Source organism: Streptococcus suis (assembly GCF_016775005.1).
Taxonomy (GTDB): domain Bacteria; phylum Bacillota; class Bacilli; order Lactobacillales; family Streptococcaceae; genus Streptococcus; species Streptococcus suivaginalis.
The window spans coordinates 177,258-196,110 of record NZ_JAEUXI010000005.1; the positions used below are offsets into that span (position 1 = coordinate 177,258).

At 47.0% G+C, this 18,853-nt stretch carries 6 protein-coding genes; all 6 read left to right on the forward strand.

Annotated features, from left to right (window positions below; translation table 11 throughout):
- Positions 1-12 precede the first annotated feature (12 nt).
- Positions 13-1,767, forward strand: a complete 1,755-nt coding sequence (locus tag JNG37_RS07320) for a G5 domain-containing protein (protein WP_202848242.1) — start codon at positions 13-15, stop codon at positions 1,765-1,767.
- The gene (locus tag JNG37_RS07325) at positions 1,727-11,008 is read left to right on the forward strand and encodes a ZmpA/ZmpB/ZmpC family metallo-endopeptidase (protein ID WP_202848243.1); all 9,282 of its coding nucleotides are present in this window, start codon (positions 1,727-1,729) and stop codon (positions 11,006-11,008) included. Before JNG37_RS07320 ends, JNG37_RS07325 begins: the two co-directional genes overlap by 41 nt.
- 134 nt (positions 11,009-11,142) lie before the next feature.
- A complete protein-coding gene (locus JNG37_RS07330; protein WP_158456568.1) occupies positions 11,143-12,177 on the forward strand; it encodes a PhoH family protein in 1,035 nt (344 codons plus the stop codon).
- Positions 12,161-12,733 (forward strand): GNAT family N-acetyltransferase, encoded by a 573-nt coding sequence (locus tag JNG37_RS07335; RefSeq protein WP_158456566.1) that lies wholly within the window; start codon positions 12,161-12,163, stop codon positions 12,731-12,733. Before JNG37_RS07330 ends, JNG37_RS07335 begins: the two co-directional genes overlap by 17 nt.
- On the forward strand, positions 12,714-13,220 hold the full coding sequence (locus JNG37_RS07340) for a GNAT family N-acetyltransferase (protein WP_238336288.1): 507 nt from the start codon (positions 12,714-12,716) through the stop codon (positions 13,218-13,220). The genes JNG37_RS07335 and JNG37_RS07340 overlap by 20 nt, the downstream gene beginning before the upstream one ends.
- Positions 13,221-13,412: 192 nt before the next feature.
- The coding region (locus JNG37_RS07345; RefSeq protein ID WP_202848244.1) for a glycosyl hydrolase family 95 catalytic domain-containing protein at positions 13,413-18,853 on the forward strand (5,441 nt) is incomplete at its 3' end.

Here is an 18,853-nt window from a genome sequence, read left to right on the forward strand (position 1 = left end):
TATTGTAAAGAGATGAAGGAATACCGACACTCGATATTTTCCATACGAAAATTGTCCATCGGTGTAGTTTCGCTCTGTATTGGTACAGGTTTGTTCTTATCCAGTTTGACAGGGTTACAGGTAGAAGCTAGCGAGCGGATCGCGACATCCAATCAGGAGATCCATTTTCACTATCTCTTAGAAGAGGAATTGAGTTCTGAGGAAAAGAGCAGGATTGTGCAGCAATTGCCAGAGGACTTGCGCCAAGAAGCGACTTATTTTTTAGTATACCGGCCACGGTCTCCTAAGGTCTTGCCAGCGACGGGTGAGTTTGTTTCCCATGCAGCGGCTTGGTTGGCAACTGGATTTCTAGTCCTTGCTATCCAGACCATCCGATCAAAAAAAGCCCGAGTAGTTAGTTTGCTCTACGTCACCTTGGCTGGAGCTGCCTTGCCACTATTACAAGTGGAAGCACTTCAGAGCCATGCCCTTGCTCGCTACAATCAAACGGTGACGGTCAAGGCAGGGGATTTTCTGCCAGATGGGAAGTTAGAACTGGCTTCCTATGATTTTGTGGGTTATATCATAGAAGATGGGAAAGTAGGTCAAACCGTTTCGACGGAAAAGATAGTAGAACAGCCATCTAAACAAAGTGACCGTGTTGATCATTTATTTGCCAACCAGGCAGTTTCACCAGAAAAAGAACCTGTATCCGAACAAGTGCAGGCTGAAGGACCAGGTTTGCAGCCATTTATCAACTATCGTGAAGAAAAGATTCCGCTAGAAATCGAGCGAATTGAAGTAGAGGATCCGGATTTAGCGCTTGGCGAGGTGCGCTTGGAGGCTGGTCATGCTGGCTATCGGATTCACTGCTATGAGGAAAGCTGGTTGGGAGAGCGATTGCAGTCTAGTCGCCTTTTGGAGACCAAGGAGGTAGCTGGAAAACCGGAAATCCTCTATCGAGGGACAAAAACCACTGCTGTGCAAGAAGAGGTGACCCAGGTTCCAAGTCATAGTCCTCAAACTGCTCCGCCAGTCCGCCTGGATTTCCAATTGAAGGAGCGAGTGGACCGACAGGTCTTGTCCATTCCAGAGGAGCGGATTGAAACAGATCGCTTGGCTCAGGGTGAGACTGAGGTGGAAGAGGGCAGAGAAGGGCTTTTAGAAATTACCTATCAGGATGTGATAGTAGCGGGTCAAGTTATTGCTAGCAACGAACTTCATCGTCAGGAAGCTGCTCCAATCAGTCGTAAGGTCTATGTGGGGACACGAGAAACAGAAGAAGTTCCTGAACAACCATCAGAGATACTTATTCCAAGTGACAGTCCTCAAGCTATTCCGCCAGTCCGCATGGATTTCCAATTGCAGGAGCGAGTGGACCGTCAGGTCTTGTCCATTCCAGAGGAGCGGATTGAAACAGATCGCTTGGCTCAGGGTGAGACTGAGGTGGAAGAGGGTCGTGAAGGACTACTAGAAATTACCTATCAGGATGTGATAGTAGCGGGTCAAGTTATTGCTAGCAACGAACTTCATCGTCAGGAAGTTGCTCCAATCAGTCGTAAGGTCTATGTGGGGACGCGAGTGGATTCCAAGGAAGTTCCTCCACTTACGCACAGCCAAGCCACTGCGACCTTGGTCAGTGAAGAAGTTTCCATTCCTTTTGAAAGAAGTGAGGCCGAGGATCCTGAAATGGCGCAAGGTACCAGTCGCGTGGAGCCCGGTCAGGATGGACTAGCCCTAGTTACCTATGCCGANGCTGGATGGAGTTCGGACTCTCTTAACCAGTGAGGAAATCCACCCCTCCCGCTCTCAAGTGACCTATCATGGCAGCCGCGTGGAGGATGTTGTCCTTGAAGAGGAGCTTTCACTTGTAGAACGCATCATTGAGATTGCTGATCAATACACAGACTATATCAGAATCGAGCAGGCGGGTTATCCAGGACGGAGAAGGACAGTTTATCGTAATGGTCAAGTTATCAGTGAAGAAACTCAAACTGGTCAGGAAAGAATTATCCACAAAGGTATCAAGCCGATTGAGGGCAGTTTGATTGAAGAAGAATCGCGTTCCATTGCTTTTAGAACTATTTACCAGGCAGATCCAGAATTAGACTTTGGACGTAGAGAAGAATTTGATGGACAATCGGGTCAAGAGGTTATTGCCATCATCTATCGGACCATCAAGGGACAAAAAACAGAGGAATTGGGAAGAGAACGGGCTGAGTTCATTCCGCCTGTGGATAAGGTTGTCCGAGTGGGGACCAAGCCTACCGAGGAGATCATCCGAGAATCTCTACCTACACGATATGAAGCAGACGAGACAGCTCCAGTTGGTCAAGAAAGCCCAGTATCAAGCGGTAGGGAGAAAGTAACCGTTTATCAGACTACCTATACCGTTGATGAAGAGACTGGAATTGTGACCAGTCATCGAGGTCAGGGCCAAATCAGTGAAACAGGCGAAGCTCCCCTGATTCGAAAAGGAACGAAGCCGACTCATGTACCCCATCGTGAACCTCTGCCTCTGATTTATCAGGCAGATACCAACCTTCCAATCATAAGTGTTCCTATCCGTCAAGAAGGTCGAGACAAGGTGACAACCATCACCACCACCTACACCCTCAATTCAAGCACGGGAGAAGTCACGGTAAATGCACCAGTTAGTGCGGTGACAGACGAGGGTGAAGCAACGATTGTCCGAGTTGGTGCTCAGCCGACCGTCCGTGAGGAAAGTCAGAGTCTTCCAACTATTTATAGGGCAAGAGAAGACAGGGAGCCACCTTATCGAGAAGAGGTCATTCAAGGCCAAGCCCGTCGTATCCGCTACCAAACAAACTATGTGGTCGACCCGCGAACAGGTAACCGCACAGCCCAGGAAGAAATTCAAACTGTTTTGGATCAAGGCAGAGCGGCAGAGGTTGAAGTCGGCACAAAAGCGACCCTTGTAAGGGAAACCATTCCGCACCGTGTTATCCGTCAAGACGATATGGACCTACCAATCGGCGAGGAAATAGAAGGACCAGTTGGGCAGGATGGTAGTATTACACGAATAACTTCCTATCGCTTAGATGAAAGGACAGGGCAGTTAGAAAGTCTTCCAGTTCAAGTCGAAGAAATTCCAGCTATCGACCAGGTGATTCGAGTGGGTAGAAAAGTGGTGGAGGCACCACCGAAACCGCTGGAAAAACCAAGTGTAGTTCTAGGTACGGATACTCATCCAGCAGGGTTGGTTGTAAATGAAAATGCTCTAGGAGTGGATGTTTACTACCGAGTGGCCGACCCAGATAAGACCCTGGAGGCTGTTCAACTGGCCATCTACAATGGAGAACAACTGGTCAAATCTATTGAACAAACCACCGAGTTTGCGGTTGAAAATCAATTGCAACTGAGAGATTTACAAGCCTATATGGCTTACCAGGCCCGCCTTTCCTTCCGCTATCGGACCCAAGATGGTCAAGCAGAAGAACTGGTTACAACGATACCGTTTGACATCAGTCCGAAGTCCATCGAATTCAACCGAGTCAGTCAGAGAGAGCTATTTGTTCGCATGCCAGACGGTCGCTTCCAGCAAGTGACAGGGCTTCAAGAAGTCCCTAGTGACCTGTCCAACTACTTTGTTCGGTATAAAAGTGCGGATGCCAAGGAATTTCTTTGGGCAGTGCATTCCATCGTAGCTAATGACAATGAATTTGACGTAGCGGTTCAATTGCCGAAATTAGTTCAGGCCAGAAATCAAGCAGATGCAAATGCATTGGAGAACTTGGACCAATTCCAGCTTCCAAAGATCAGCCTAGCACAGGATAGTTATGCAGACTTCCAGCAATTGATACAGGCCATGAAGGCCCGCCCAGACGGGACCTTCAAGCTAGCAGCTGACTTGGTTGCCAGCCCAACAACTGATTCAGCCTATGTGGAAAACTTCCGTGGACGTTTAGAAGGATTGGATGGTCAGGTCTATCGGATTCTCAACCTCCAAAAACCGCTCTTTCAGACCATGACAGGTGCCCAAGTGGAACATATCCTACTTGAAAATGTTGCCCTGCAAGGCGGAGATTCTCAGGCTGCTGCCCTTGCTGTCACCGCAAACAATAGCCGTGTGCAAGATGTTCATGTGACAGGGCAAGTTCAGTCATATGTTGGGGCAGCGGGTCTTGTCTATGAGGCAAACAATAGCCAGTTTGACTCAGTCTCCTTTAAGGGAGAACTAGTGCTGAATGAACATCGAACGGGAAATCAGATTACTTCTGGTGGTTTGATTGGTAAATTGATGTCAGGTAGTGCCTTGCGCAAGGCTTACGTCCATCTGACCTCGACCTTCGCCCCACGACTGTCTATGCAAGATCGACTGGGAGCAGTTGTAGGTTATGCTCTGCTTTCCACTATTGATTCCGTCTTTGTTGAAGGGCAAGTGACCAATAGGGAGCTGGCAGGAACGGTAGCTGGACTGGTTGCAGGTGGCTATTCACCAATTATTACAAGAGCAGCTTCAGCTTTGACCTTGCCAGAAACAGGTCTTCTAGTTGGTACGAGAACTCCATTGCCATTAACGGTTCAAGTACAGGAAAATCGATCAACAGGTCGCGTGGATAATGGTCATCAGGTAGAGGAAAGAACTGCGGAAGAACTCAAACAGCTACTTTCAAGCTGGGGCTTGGATGGGGTGATGCAGCCTATTCAGGCCACTAATAATAACCAGACTCAGCCACAGTCGAGAGGAATCGACTACCATCTCTTGCGCAATGGTCGTATTGAGCGGAAGTTGGCCTATGAAAACATGGCCAAACTCCTGCCATTCTATGACCGCCATACCATCGTGCGGATGGGGAATCAGCTGGCAGATGATTCGGTCTTTGTGACCAAATCTATCCAGTCTATTCAAGCCTTGCGAGGCAAGGAAGTTGTAGTTGACTTTACGGAGAATGCCAACCAAGTCGATCGCTTGCTGGTTTACTTTACTGACCAGGCTGTTCAAGTCTTTGACCTGACTTATCAAGGGGCATATGACCAGACAGGCGTCTTGGAATATAGCTTCGGTCCAGACCTGCTCTTTACACCTTATCAATGGGTGAATGGGCAAAACAGAGCTAGCCTTGTAACAAATCTCCGCCAAGCCTTCCAGGACTTAGATATAGAGTCAGATGCCTATGCTCTGAAAACCAAGATGGCAGACTATCTGTCAGAACTGCGCTTTAAACATGGCAAGCAGGATTTGACCATCAGCATGAAACAGCTCTATCTGAAACGTACCCAGGAGGCTTTGAAGGCACAGTTAAATCAAGAAGTAGGCTCTCTCCTAGCCAGTCAATGGGTGACAGATAGTGCTAGTCCAGTTATCAATGCCTATATGCAGCAGCAAGTAGAAGACAACAAGGAATCCATTTGGTTGGCCTTGACCTATCTGGCACGCTACTATGGTATCGATTTTGATAGCATAAACCTCCGCAATTTAGCAATCTATCAGCCACATTTCTACGGTCAATCCCTAACAACCTTGGATTGGTTAAAAGAAGTAGGAGGTCTGACCTATAAGGACCTGGCCCCATTTGCAGCAGCAAGCAATTTTAAGAAGACCATTGGACAACAGGTTCCAGGTACACAGAATCTGTTTGACTACTTGGAATTAAACCGCCGTCTCTTCTCACCAGACAAGACTGATGCAGCCTGGTTTAAACAATCCAGCAAGGCCTTTATTCATGAAGAAGCAAGTGTTCGTCAGCCTGAGAAGTCCGTCCAGGTTTACGACCAGCTGAAAAACCATGCTGACTACCATCGCTATGTCTTGCCATTGCTCAATCTGCCTGAGGAAGACCAGCTTTATCTTGTTTCGCTGGCCAATGTCCTTGTTTTTGGTAGCTACGGTCGTTATGTGGACCATCAATTGCAGACCAGTCAGCCAGATGTCTATCGTTCCACAGTCAGGGACATCCAAGAAAACCGCATTCCGAAGCATGCCCGCATCTGGAATGCCTATATGGAATTTATCAAGTCCTTGGTATCTGACCAGGCTCGACAAGCCATCGAGTCCAAGTTGGTAACCGTTCGAGAAGGTTACAACATCAAGGATTCAGCTGGTCAACCGCTGGTTGGAACAACTGATCGCCGCCGTTGGGCAGCGGAATTTGGGGATGACTACCGCATCATCGATGATTTCTTCGGACCGACAGAACTTTACTACGGCACCTTTAACAAGTCAGGGGCAGCAGACTTTGAGTTTAAAAAATACATCATCTATGGCAATGTTGACTTGTTGACACCGACTGGAAATTCAACCTTCACGCATGAAATGACCCACATTCTCGAAGACCAAATCCTAAATCTCGCAGGAAGACGGCAGGGTCAAGAGTCAGAATCTTATGCCCTTGGCCTCTTGCAGTCCATCGCTTCGGCAAATGCCTATTATTATGGCTTTAACCTGACAGAAGAACTGGCAGCAACAGCCAGCCATAACTCTAGTCCAAATCGTCTAACGAGCAAAGACGATTTGCAAGGCTATCTGAAAGGTTCTTTTGATACCACCTACTTCTTGGATGCCTTGGAGGCGGAAGAACTCTTAAAATTGCAGAAAGATCAGCAGAAAAAAGCCTTTAGAAAAATTGAACTCCAATTAGAAGCAGCCTACCAAAAAGATGGGCAGACCTATCAGGATGCCTTGGATCGGATTCGTGAGCTAACAGACAGCGAATGGCAGACCATAAACCTGACAACTGTCGAAGATTTGGTGACCAATAATCTTCAATTGGCCAATACCATTAACAATGTCGGTAGCTACTACCGAGACAATGATCGAAACTATTACTTTGTGCCGCTTTACTATCCAATCTATGCAGGTTTGCTCAATAACCAGGGAACAGTCGGTGGTCTCCAATTCCGTCGGACAGCTCTGGAACTGTTAGCAGAAAAAGGTTGGGACCAAGGTTTCTTGCCTTATGTGAGCAACCAGCTGGCTGAGGAGGCCCATGCAAATGGCAGAGCCTTGACAGATAGCTATATCTGGAAGAAGATAATGCCTGATTACCAAGATTATGCTGACTTCAAAAAGGCACGATACCGAACCAGTCTAGATCAGAAGAATAGCATGAAAGCTATTCGAATCTTCTGGGATGGCAGACACCATGACCTGCAAACTGGTCAGGATATTCAGGTGTTGATGCAGGCGGCTATTCGAGAAGACCTGGCAAATCTAGGAACCAGCTTTAAGCGTCAGCAACTCAAGGAAGCCCTTTATAAGGCCTTTCATGAAGTGAGCCAAGAATTTAGGGAAAGTATATTCTTACCGCCGACCAATCAGCCAATTGTAAGGAATCTTGAGCCGAGATTTGAACTCAAATCGATATCAGGTGCAGAATTACTCCATCTGGAAAATGGCAGTGCGACACCTGTGTTTGCGCTCAGCCAGAGACCAAGTGATCTACGCAACTATGTGGCAAAATTCACCTCAGAGCAGCATCAGCCAGTCTATCTACCGGTTGCAGCGATTCAAGAGGTAGAAGAGGGAGGACAAAGCTACTTTAAAGTAATAGCCAGCTGGGAAGATGGTGGGCCAAGGGCGAGATCGGCAGCTCAGTCTCAAACACCGACCTTCTTGGTAGCAAAATCCCTAACAAGTGCCAGTGCGCAGGCTATTTCCAGCTTCCAAGACCTTTTGAACCGCATTGGGCAAAATACCAGTGGTCGATTTGTCTTGACCCAAGATCTCTATGTTCAAGCGCAAGACCTTCCAACTGGGGAAGCCTACATCAGCCCGACTTTCTCGGGGCAATTAGACGGACAAGGCTTTGCCATTTATGGTTTACAGGCGCCACTCTTTAAGGTAGTAACAGGACAAGTAACCAATTTACACTTGAAAGAAGTAAGGATTGACCAGCCAAAATCCAGCTCAGTTGGCAGTTTGGCCAAGGACATTCGAGGCGGTCAGATTGATCGAGTTCATGTGACTGGAAGCATTCGAGCAGGTGAAAAAATAGGTGGACTGGCAGCTGAGGTTTATGCCAATGCTCGCTTGTCATCTGTCAGCTTTACAGGCCAGCTAACCAGTGCCTATACGGGCAGTCAAAATAATTTTGTTGGAGGAATTGCAGGCTGGCTGGGTAGTGGAAGCCAACTTCGACAAGCCCAGGTTTCTACGGAAATCAATGCCTATTCGAACAGTTTACGAGCAGGAGGTTTGGTCGGTCAAGCTGAAAATGCTGGGACCCGCATTCAAACAGCCTTTGCTCAAGGTGCCATTTATACTACCCAAGGAAGTGACAGCGAAGCAGGAGGCTTGATCGGATCCGTACCTGAAAATGGACAGGTCATCCTAGAGGACGCCGTCACAGCTGTCGAGGTGTTCAATGGGAAACGGGCCTATGGATTTGCGACTGATTCAAGCTTGAAAGCAAATAGGATTGCCTATTTGGATCAAGTGGCAGCTGGCAAAGATCAGACAGGGTTAACTGCCTTAGCAGCAGACCAATTTGCAGCTCGATTGCAGGAGCTCGGCTTGTCTGCTCAGGAAGATCCCCAAGGGATCAGCCGCCTAAATCGGAAACAAGTGGATTACCTAGCTCTTCCGGATGCCAGAAGAGAACGGCTTTTGGCCTATCACAATGTCGCTAAACTCTTGCCTTTGATGGCGAGTGATATGGTGATTGCGCAAGCAAACCAGTTAGCAGACCAAGATGATCTGGTGAAAAAAACACTTGTAGCGGTCCTTCCAATGGTGGATAATCAATTTGTCTTTGACGCTGGACACCAAAAAGATGCCATCAATCGCTTGCTTCTCCACTTTGATGACCACAGTTTGACCTATCATGATCTGGAAAAAGTACAAGAGTTTTCTGATTTGGCGATTGTCGAATACCGCTTAGTGGACAAGGGCATTTCGTATACCAGTCAATCGGCAGCCAATAAGGAGCAGCTGGATGAAATCCTTCAAGCAGTTCTTCCAGCCCTACAAGCTGTTGAATGGAATTCTACCGAAATTCGCAAGGCGCTAGGATTGTCCTCCTGGGAGTCCAGTCAGACTCTGGCACAATTGCAGTTGAGCGAAGCCTTTGCCGATGTCAAAACTAGCCTGGTACAAGATTTGCGGGACCTATTGGCTGTCAGCAGTTTGACCTACCAAAATAGCCCAGCCTACCAAAACTATCTGACAGATTATCTACTTAAGAACAAAGCGGAATTGGTCTTGGGCTTGGCTTACTTGCACAAGTGGTATGCCTTGCCATTTGGCCAGACATCCATTCGGGACTTGGTGATTAAGAAGGGAGATTTCTTTGGACGACCGGTAGATTCTCTCCAGCAGGTTATCGAAATCGGCAGCTTAGGACATGCTTTCTTGAAGCCAAAACAAAATGCTTTGGTTGCGAAAAAAGTTCTTGCTCAGTCACGGATGGGGGGAGATCTTTTCACCTTCTTGGATGCTTATCGCCAAACCTTCTTACCAGCTGTTTCCACCAATGATTGGTTTAAGCAGACGAGTAAGGCTCGGATTATTGAAACCTATTCAACCATTGAGGAAGTACGTGCCAAACAAACCCAATCTCCGACAGGAGTTTTCCGCAATACCTTTTTTGAAAAGATGGCAGATCCAAACTGGTCCTATAAGGAATTAGCTCTGATACTCCTGCATTTATCTCAAAAAGAACTCTTCGTCTTGACCGATATGACCAATACGGTAATTGGTACCTATGCGCGCTATCAAAATCCAGACCAGCTAGATGGGGAATTGGACAGCATTGCTAAGCGCTGGGCTGCCCATGCAGATTTCTGGTATAGCGTGTTGCCAACGGCCCACAAGGATAAGATGTTTAAACGGGTTCTGACCTGGGATAGTCGTTATTTTGGTGATAATTGGGCGGATTCTCGGGATAGTCATCTGTCAGTTGTGCGGAATTTCTACGCACCGATGGAGTTGGACTATACCGTTCAAACAGGTTCCAATGCCTACTCAGACTTGACAGATATCTATTTTATGGGAACGGATATTCGTGGCATGGAGGGAGCGAGAGTTTATTCGCATGAAATGGTCCATGTGGCAGACGATGATACCTACCTACTGGGGCATGGCCGGCGGGCTGGAATGGGCTTAGAATCCTTTGCTCAAGGCCTCTTCCAATCCAATACTTGGTTTACGCAAGACAATTTCAGTCTTAACACCATTATGGATTACGGTACTTATATAGGTCAGTCGCCAGGCAAACTCTTGACCAACAGTTCTCCAAGTCGCTTTTCAAGTCCAGAAGACCTCCATACCTACATGAAGCACTATATGGACCTGATTTATAGTATGGACTATCTGGAAGCAGAGGCCGTCCTGCAGTCACCAAATCAGCATGCTAAGGCAAACTGGTTCAACCGTATGACGACTTTTGCCAACAACCACACGCAAATCCAGCAAGTTTCGTCCACCCTGACCAGTTTCAATGATCTCTTGGAACAAGGTTTGGTATCGCGCCGTTCCTATGACCCCTGGTCAGGAACCAGTGCCAATGAATTCCACAATGCCTACTTGGATGTCAATGCCCTCAACCCGCTCTTTGCTGCAACAGGCAATGACGGTACGAGTCGCAATGAATATGAGTTCCGTAAGATCGCCTTTGAGTTATTGGCTGAGAAGGGCTATGAGGCTGGCTTTGTACCTTATGTGTCCAACCAGCATGGTCAAGAGTTGACAGGTAGCTCAACTGCACCAATGGCTGATAGTGCCTTACTAGCTCGGATTACTGGAAACCAGTATAGCAGTATTCTTGATTTCAGAAAGGCCATGTTTGAACGGCGCAGACTGCGTTTGAACGATTTGCGTTCAGTCCGCATTCTTGGGCGACAAGAGGGAGGTTACTTCCATGGATCGAGTCAGACTGTTTCAAGCATCGCAGATCTACGCTCTCTGATGGCTGCGGCTGTGGCCTATGATGCAAGTCACGGCTATTACAGCTCACAAACACCAGGCTATTCGCCAGAAAAATCAGCTGTTTACAGCTTGAAAGCGGCCTTGTTGAATGCCTTTTTACAAGAGACAGAGGAATTCCGCCAAGGAATTTACCGTAGTTAATTTTTAGCGATAGCAAAAAAGAAGGACAGGGCAGTCAGGTTGACTGCCTGTCCTTTTGGTTTTGCGAGGGTCAGGTCCCCTCTTTGCTAAAAATCTGCTATAATAGAAAAAAAGCAGAGAAAAAGGAGCAGGCCTTGCTAGAACATTCGATTGATATTCATTTAAAACATCCAGATGATTTGTTTAGCCTTTTTGGGTCCAATGAGCGTCACTTACGGCTGATGGAGCAAGAATTGGGCGTGGTGATCCATGCACGGACAGAAGTTGTGCAAGTCATCGGTCAGGAAACTCAGGTGGAGCAAGCTCGCCTGGTTATTCAGTCCCTCTTAGTCTTGGTTAATCGAGGTCTGGTCATCAATACGCCAGATGTGGTCACGGCTATTTCCATGGTAAAAAATGATGAGATTGAGAAATTCGTTGCCCTCTATGAAGAAGAGATTATCAAGGACAACTACGGAAAACCTATTCGCGTAAAGACCCTTGGTCAAAAACTCTATGTGGACAGCGTAAAACGTCATGATATCGTATTTGGAATTGGACCAGCTGGTACAGGGAAGACTTTCTTAGCGGTCACTCTCGCGGTAACAGCCCTCAAGCGTGGGCAGGTCAAGCGGATTGTCCTGACACGTCCTGCGGTAGAAGCAGGCGAAAGTTTAGGATTTTTGCCAGGGGACCTAAAAGAAAAAGTAGACCCCTATTTGCGTCCTGTCTATGATGCCCTCTACCAGATTTTGGGCAAGGAGCAGACCACGCGCCTAATGGAGAGGGAAATCATCGAGATCGCACCCCTGGCCTATATGCGTGGTCGGACCTTGGAAGATGCCTTTGTCATCTTGGATGAGGCGCAAAATACCACCATTATGCAGATGAAGATGTTCCTGACCCGTCTGGGCTTTAATTCCAAGATGATTGTCAATGGGGACATTAGCCAGATTGACCTGCCGCGCAAGGTCAAGTCAGGTTTGATTGACGCGACGGAGAAACTAAGCAAAATACCGCAGATTGATTTCGTGCATTTTTCAGCTAAGGATGTGGTTCGTCACCCAGTCGTTGCCCAAATTATCAATGCCTACGAGCAGGAGGCTCTGGCAGCTGATAGCCGAGCAAGTTTTGAGACGATTGGGGAGCTGAAGAAAGAGCAAGAGGAAGACCATGACTCTCAAGGATAGGCTGGCTCAACATGAGGTTTTGGAGACCAAACGCCTACGGCTTCGCCCTGTGGGTATGGCGGATTTGGAGGATATGTACGAGTATGCCTCTGATGAGGAGACAACTCGTTGGACCTTTCCTTCTAATCAGACTCGGGAAGACACTCGACGGGGTATTGAAAAAATGTATTTGGCAGATCCTGTTGGTAAATTTGCTTTGGAATTAAAAGGCAAGCAGAAGATGATTGGTACGCTGGATACCTATGGGCTTTCAGAAAAAGATAGGTCTCTGTCTATGGGAATTATTCTCAACAAGTCTTATTGGGGTCAGGGGGTGGCAAGCGAGGCCTTGCAGGCTGTTTTGGACCTTTTACTGCTGGACCTGGACTTTGAAGTGGTCAAGGCAGGGCACGCTCAGGAAAATCAAGCCTCCAAGCGACTCTTGGAAAAGATGGGGTTTCAACAAGTCGCACAAAAAGAGGCCGATCAAGTGATTGCCGGTCAGCAAGTTACCTCTTATTACTATGAATTGCATCGAAAGGAATGGCAGAATCGCTATGGAAATAGAGATTGCTAATTTATCCAGTCGCTTCCAAGTTCGAAAACTGACAGATGCCGACTTGGAGCAGGTTTTGGCCCTCTACCAGACTAATCCACTCTATTTTGAGTATTTTCCGCCCTTACCTAGTCTAGAAAGCTTAGCCAATGACTTGGTGGATTGTCCACCAGGTAAGGAGTTATCAGATAAGTATTTTCTAGGATTTTGGGACAAAGAGCGATTAGTTGCCATCTTAGACCTAATTGACGGCTATCCGACAGCGGAGATTGCCTACATCGGTCTCTTTATGGTGGATCAGGCCTATCAGGGAGGGGGCTTGGGCTCTAGCTTAGTTGAAGAGGTCATAGCTAGTTTACCAGATCGCTTAAAAAGAGTACGATTAGGCTACGCTACCAGCAATCCCCAAGCCAAGGCTTTTTGGATAAAATGTGGCTTTTCTTATTTGACAGACAAAGAATTAGCAAGCATCCCTATAACACTTGCGGAACGATGGATTGAACAATAATTGACAAATCTAGTTTATCTAGGTTTGTTTTTTTACTAAAAATTCACGGATATGACATATTATCATATTGAATTTTAGAAACTGAGGGTGTATAATAAAAGTACAGCGCTTACATTTTTGAGAGATGGAAGGGAAGGAGGCAAACTTCTCCGTAAGCAAGTCTTATAAAACCTATTTAAGAAAGGAAAACCTATGAAGAATCGTTCGAAAGAATTATTCGATAAACGCTACCGCTACTCCATTCGTAGACTTAGTGTCGGAGCTGCATCGGTAGTGGTCGGCTGTCTCTTGTTTGGTGGGCAACAGACTCAGGTTTTTGCCAATACATTACCAGAATCTGAAGCAGAAGTCAGCAACCAAGTCGGTGAGGAGGCCAATCTGGAAAGGTCGGCTGAAGAGGATACTTCAGCAGATGAAGTTACCGATCCTATCGCTGAACCAAGAACAGAGAGTGTTCAACCAGCTAACTCAACGGAGGTAGTTGCTGAAGAGTCAGCTCCAGCAGCTCCTGAAACAGAAAATGCAGTCTCTGAAGAACTAGTGGTCGATGGCGAGGCCCTCAATACTGTTATTAGCTATGTGGAAAACTTACCAGAATCCGATCAAAAGAAAGTTTTGATGGAGGACTTGGTGAGAATCATTAGTATCGGTGAGCAAGCTATCGCAACCAATAATCCAACCCTTCTAAGCAATGTCAATGACATGCTTAGAGGTATGCGAGACAGAATCTTGGTGATCAATGCAGTCCCAGCTAGCAGCAATACAGAAGCGGGTGAAGCAGTGCCTGTTCTCAATGAAGAGGGATTGAACCATGTGGCTACTGTCATCAATTCTCTTCCAGATTCAGAGCAAAATGCTCAAAACAAACGTTTTGTGGCACAGATGCAAGAGTTGGCTCAGAATGCCAAGGCAACCAATGACAGCCGTGCCATCAACTATGTCAATGCATGGGTTGAAGAAGCCTTGTCTGTCATTGAAAAAGCCTTTGCAGCAGCAGAAAGCGGAGAAGGGGCTGTAGAAAATACAGCTCCAACAGAAACCGCAAATCCAGTGGAAAACCCAGTTTCTACAACGGCATCAACTCCTACCAGTCCAGTAGAACCTGCTTCAACAGCTACCTCGGATGCTCCTGAAAGCAGTCGTCCAAGTTCAGCAACGCCATCAACTGGTAACACAGAAGCTCGTCCAAGTGCCTTGAAAGAGATTGTGGACCATAACAACTACAAGCTAAATTACGACCGCCCAGCAGCTAATACCTATGAAGGTTGGGAGCATTATGCCCTGCCACTTGGAAATGGGGATATCGGGACCAAGGTCTTTGGCATGATTGGGGAAGAACGGATTCAGTTTAATGAAAAGACCCTCTGGTCAGGTGGTCCGCTTCCAGGTTCGAGCGACTACAATGGTGGAAATATTCCTGGTAAACATGTCTTCTTGCCGCAGATTCGTAAGGCTTTGGAAGACGGGGATTTGGCAACAGCTAAGAGTTTGGCAGAACGGCATCTGAAAGGTCCTTACAACCATCAGTATGGCCGCTACTTGGCATTTGGGGATATCTACCTCAACTTTACTAACCAAGACAAGACTTTTGAAAGTGTTTCAGACTATAGCCGTGAATTGGATTTGAAAACAGCTATTTCAGCGACGAATTATACGCAAGATGGAACACGTTATAGGAGGGAGTCATTTGTCAGCTATCCAGATGATGTTTCGGTAACCCATTTGACCAAGGATGGAAATGAAGCCCTTGAATTTGAATTGGACTTGCAGATGACCAAGGATTTGGTACAGGATGGCTTAGCGCGTGTTCGTCAATATAAGGCTGAGAAATCAGGCTTTAAGACAGGTCAAGTAAGTGCAAGTGCAGAAGGTATTTTATTGACTGGTCAAGTGACGGACAACCAACTCAACTTTGCTGCCTTTGTTGGGGTAAATACGGATGGTCAGGTCAGTGTTCGGGATAATAAACTCGTGGTGACGGGAGCAAGTTATGCAACGCTTGTGATGAATGCGGCGACAGATTTTGCCCAAAATCCAAAAACCAACTATCGTCGTCAAAATGTTGACTTAACTGCCGAGGTAAAAGCCAAGGTGGCTGCGGCTAAGACCAAGGGCTATCAAGCCTTGAAAGACCGTCATATCGCTGATTACCAGTCTATCTACAACCGTGTGACCTTAAACATCACCGAGGGAGAGACAAACGGCAGAACCAACCAGCTGCTTCATAGCTACAATACAGCGAGCGGACAGGAGTTGGAAGAACTCTTCTTCCAATATGGTCGTTACTTGATGATTACTTCTTCACGTGACGGGGAAAATGCTCTTCCTGCTAACCTGCAAGGTGTCTGGAATGCAGTGGATAATCCACCTTGGAATTCAGATTACCATTTGAACGTCAATCTTCAGATGAACTATTGGCCTGTTTATGTGACCAATATGGCAGAAACGGCCCTTCCGTTGATCAACTATGTCGATGACATGCGTTATTATGGGCGTGTGGCTGCCAAAGAATATGCCAATATCGTGTCAGAAGGTGACCAGGAAAACGGTTGGTTAGCCCATACCCAAGCGACTCCATTTGGTTGGACGACCCCAGGTTGGAATTATTATTGGGGTTGGTCACCAGCTTCCAATGCCTGGATCATGCAAAACGTTTACGACTACTATAAGTTTACCCAGGATAAGGACTACTTACGGACGAAGATTTATCCAATGTTGAAAGAAACTGCCAAATTCTGGAATGGTTTCCTACATTATGATCAGGCGAGCGATCGTTATGTTTCTTCTCCATCATATTCGCCAGAACATGGTACCATTACCATCGGAAATACCTTTGACCAATCCTTGGTATGGCAGCTCTTCCATGATTTCATCGAAGCAGCCAATGAATTGGGACAAGATGCAGACCTTGTTGCAGAAATTACGACCAAATACGAAAAACTCAACCCGCTCCATATTAACAATGCAGGTCGCATCAAGGAATGGTATGAAGAGGATACCCCTGCCTTTACAGGTGAAAAAGTGGAAATTGGACACCGACATGTTTCGGAATTAGTTGGACTCTTCCCTGGTACCCTCTTTGGTAAAGATAAGCCTGAGTACCTCGAAGCAGCCAAGGCGACGCTCAACCATCGTGGTGATGGTGGTACAGGCTGGTCTAAGGCCAATAAGATTAACCTATGGGCTCGTTTGCTTGATGGCAATAGGGCACACCGTCTTTTGTCTGAACAGCTAAAAGGCTCTACCCTGGCCAACTTGTGGGATACCCATTCGCCTTTCCAAATCGATGGAAACTTTGGTGCAACCAGTGGTATGGCAGAAATGTTGCTCCAGTCTCATACAGGCTATATAGCACCTCTACCAGCCCTTCCTGATGCTTGGAAGACTGGTCAAGTTCGTGGTTTGATGGCGCGTGGTAATGTTCAAGTGGATATGGACTGGGAGGAGAAGAACCTGAAGGTCATCCGTTTGGAAGCAAAATCAGGCGGCAAGATTGTCCTCGATTATCCAAATATCGAGACAGCCCGCATCCTTATCAATGGTCAAGTGGCAAACTTTACAAGAGTTCAAGATGGTCGTATCGAATTTATGACTGCCAAGGGTGATGTTGTTGAGTTGGATTCTATCTTGACACGGATTACCGATTTGACGGCAGAGCGAACAGGGGCAAGTACAGCCAAGCTTCGCTTTACGGCTTCTGAAGGAGCGGCTTATTATCAGATTGAGCGCAGTCAAACAGGTGTAGAAGGTGTGAGAATCTTCTCTAGCCTGACTGGTGAATTCACAGATAACAGTTTGGTGCCTGGTGGTGATTATAGCTACCGTGTACGTCCAGTCCTGGCAGGCATCAATACAGCCTTCTCAGATCCAGTATCAGTTTATGCCCTCAACGACTTTTTAGATGACCGTGACCCAAGCATTTCCTATGGTAGCGAATTTAAGGATTACGCAGATGCAGGTCAATGGGCTGGTACAGAGAAATATGCTGACTTTACAGGTCGCCGCACTGTTTCTGAAGACGCTGTTACAGCCAGTCTGACCTTCTTTGGAACTGGTATCGAAATTTATGGTAATAAATCGCAGCAATTGAGCACAGCAAAAGTCTTGATTGATGGTCGTGAGCATAGTACCATTGACTTCTACCGTACTGGTGGCACAGAAAAAGGTGTCTTGATTGGTCGAGTTACTGGTTTGGAAGCAGGTAAGCATACCCTTCAATTGATTGTAAATCGTGAAGAGCCAAGCCGTGCCAATGAACGCAACAAAATCAGTCTGGATTACTTCCGCATCCTGCGCGATACTTCGGCTGAGTATGAAGAGTTGGATGATCGTAGCGATCGTATCCAGTATGGCTCTGCTTTTGACAACTACGGTCAAAGTGGTCTCTTTGCCAATACTGAAAAATTTGGTGTACGTAATGACCAGACAACAGACGAGCAGGCAACTGCAAGCCTGACCTTTACTGGAACAGGAATTCAGATTTATGGTATTAAATCCAACCAGCTCAGCAAGGCCCTTGTCACCATCGATGGGGTAGAAGTTGACCCACTCATCTTCAACCGTTCTGATAATCGTACTGAAAAAGGTGTTCTGATTGGTCAATACCTTGGCCTTGAAGACCGTGAACATACGATTAAAATTAAGATTGCTCCAGAAGCAATTGGCAATAGCCAGAAGAAGATTTCCTTGGATCGCATTGTGATTTTGAAAGCACAAGCCCAAGTTGCTCAGCCAGCCACCATTTTGGATGCAGCGGCAAGCGACAATGAAATCAAGTTGGAATTGCCAACAGGTCCATGGACTGTTGTTGAAGTTCGCTTCGCAGGTGCAGATAACCCAGTTCGAATTAGTAAGTCTGGTGAGACAGTTGCAGTTCAAGGGCCTGATCATCGGCTAGCAACAGATGGTCTCTACCTGACTCTGGCAGAAAATCGTCCAATCGGTCTAGTAACCGCTCGGACAGTCGATGGAGAAAGAGAAGTCGGCACAACCTATGCAGTTGTTCACAATCAGGTAGAAACTCCAGCAACTAGCCCAGAAACAGGTGGTACAACAGACGCACCAGGCACAGGTGGTACGACAGAAGCGCCAGGTTCAAGTGAATCAACAGATGCACCAGGAACAGGTGGTGCAACAGAGGTACCAAATCCAGGTGAGAAGCCTGTTGCCTTGAACACTAGCGCCTTAGCTGCTCTCTTGGCTCAAACAGAAGCCTTGGAAAATCTGACTGAAAAACAAACGCAAGAATTGGAAGGTCTGATTGAGGCTGCGGATGCTGCCCTAGGTGGAACAGACCAAGCAGCAGTTGATGAAGTAGCAAGCTTGATTGAAGATTGGTTAACATCTTTGAACACCTCAGGTACTAGTGCAACTCCAGATACAGGTGGCACAACCGAAACTCCGGGCACAGGTGCTACAACCGAAGCACCAGGCACAGGTGGCACAACCGAGACACCAGGTACAGGTGGTACGACAGAAGCGCCAGGTTCAAGCGAATCAACAGATGCACCAGGAGCAGGTGGCACAACAGAAGTGCCAAATCCAGGTGGGAACCCCGTTGCCTTGAACACTAGCGCCTTAGCTGCCCTCCTGGCTCAAACAGAAGCCTTGGAAAATCTGACTGAAAAACAAAC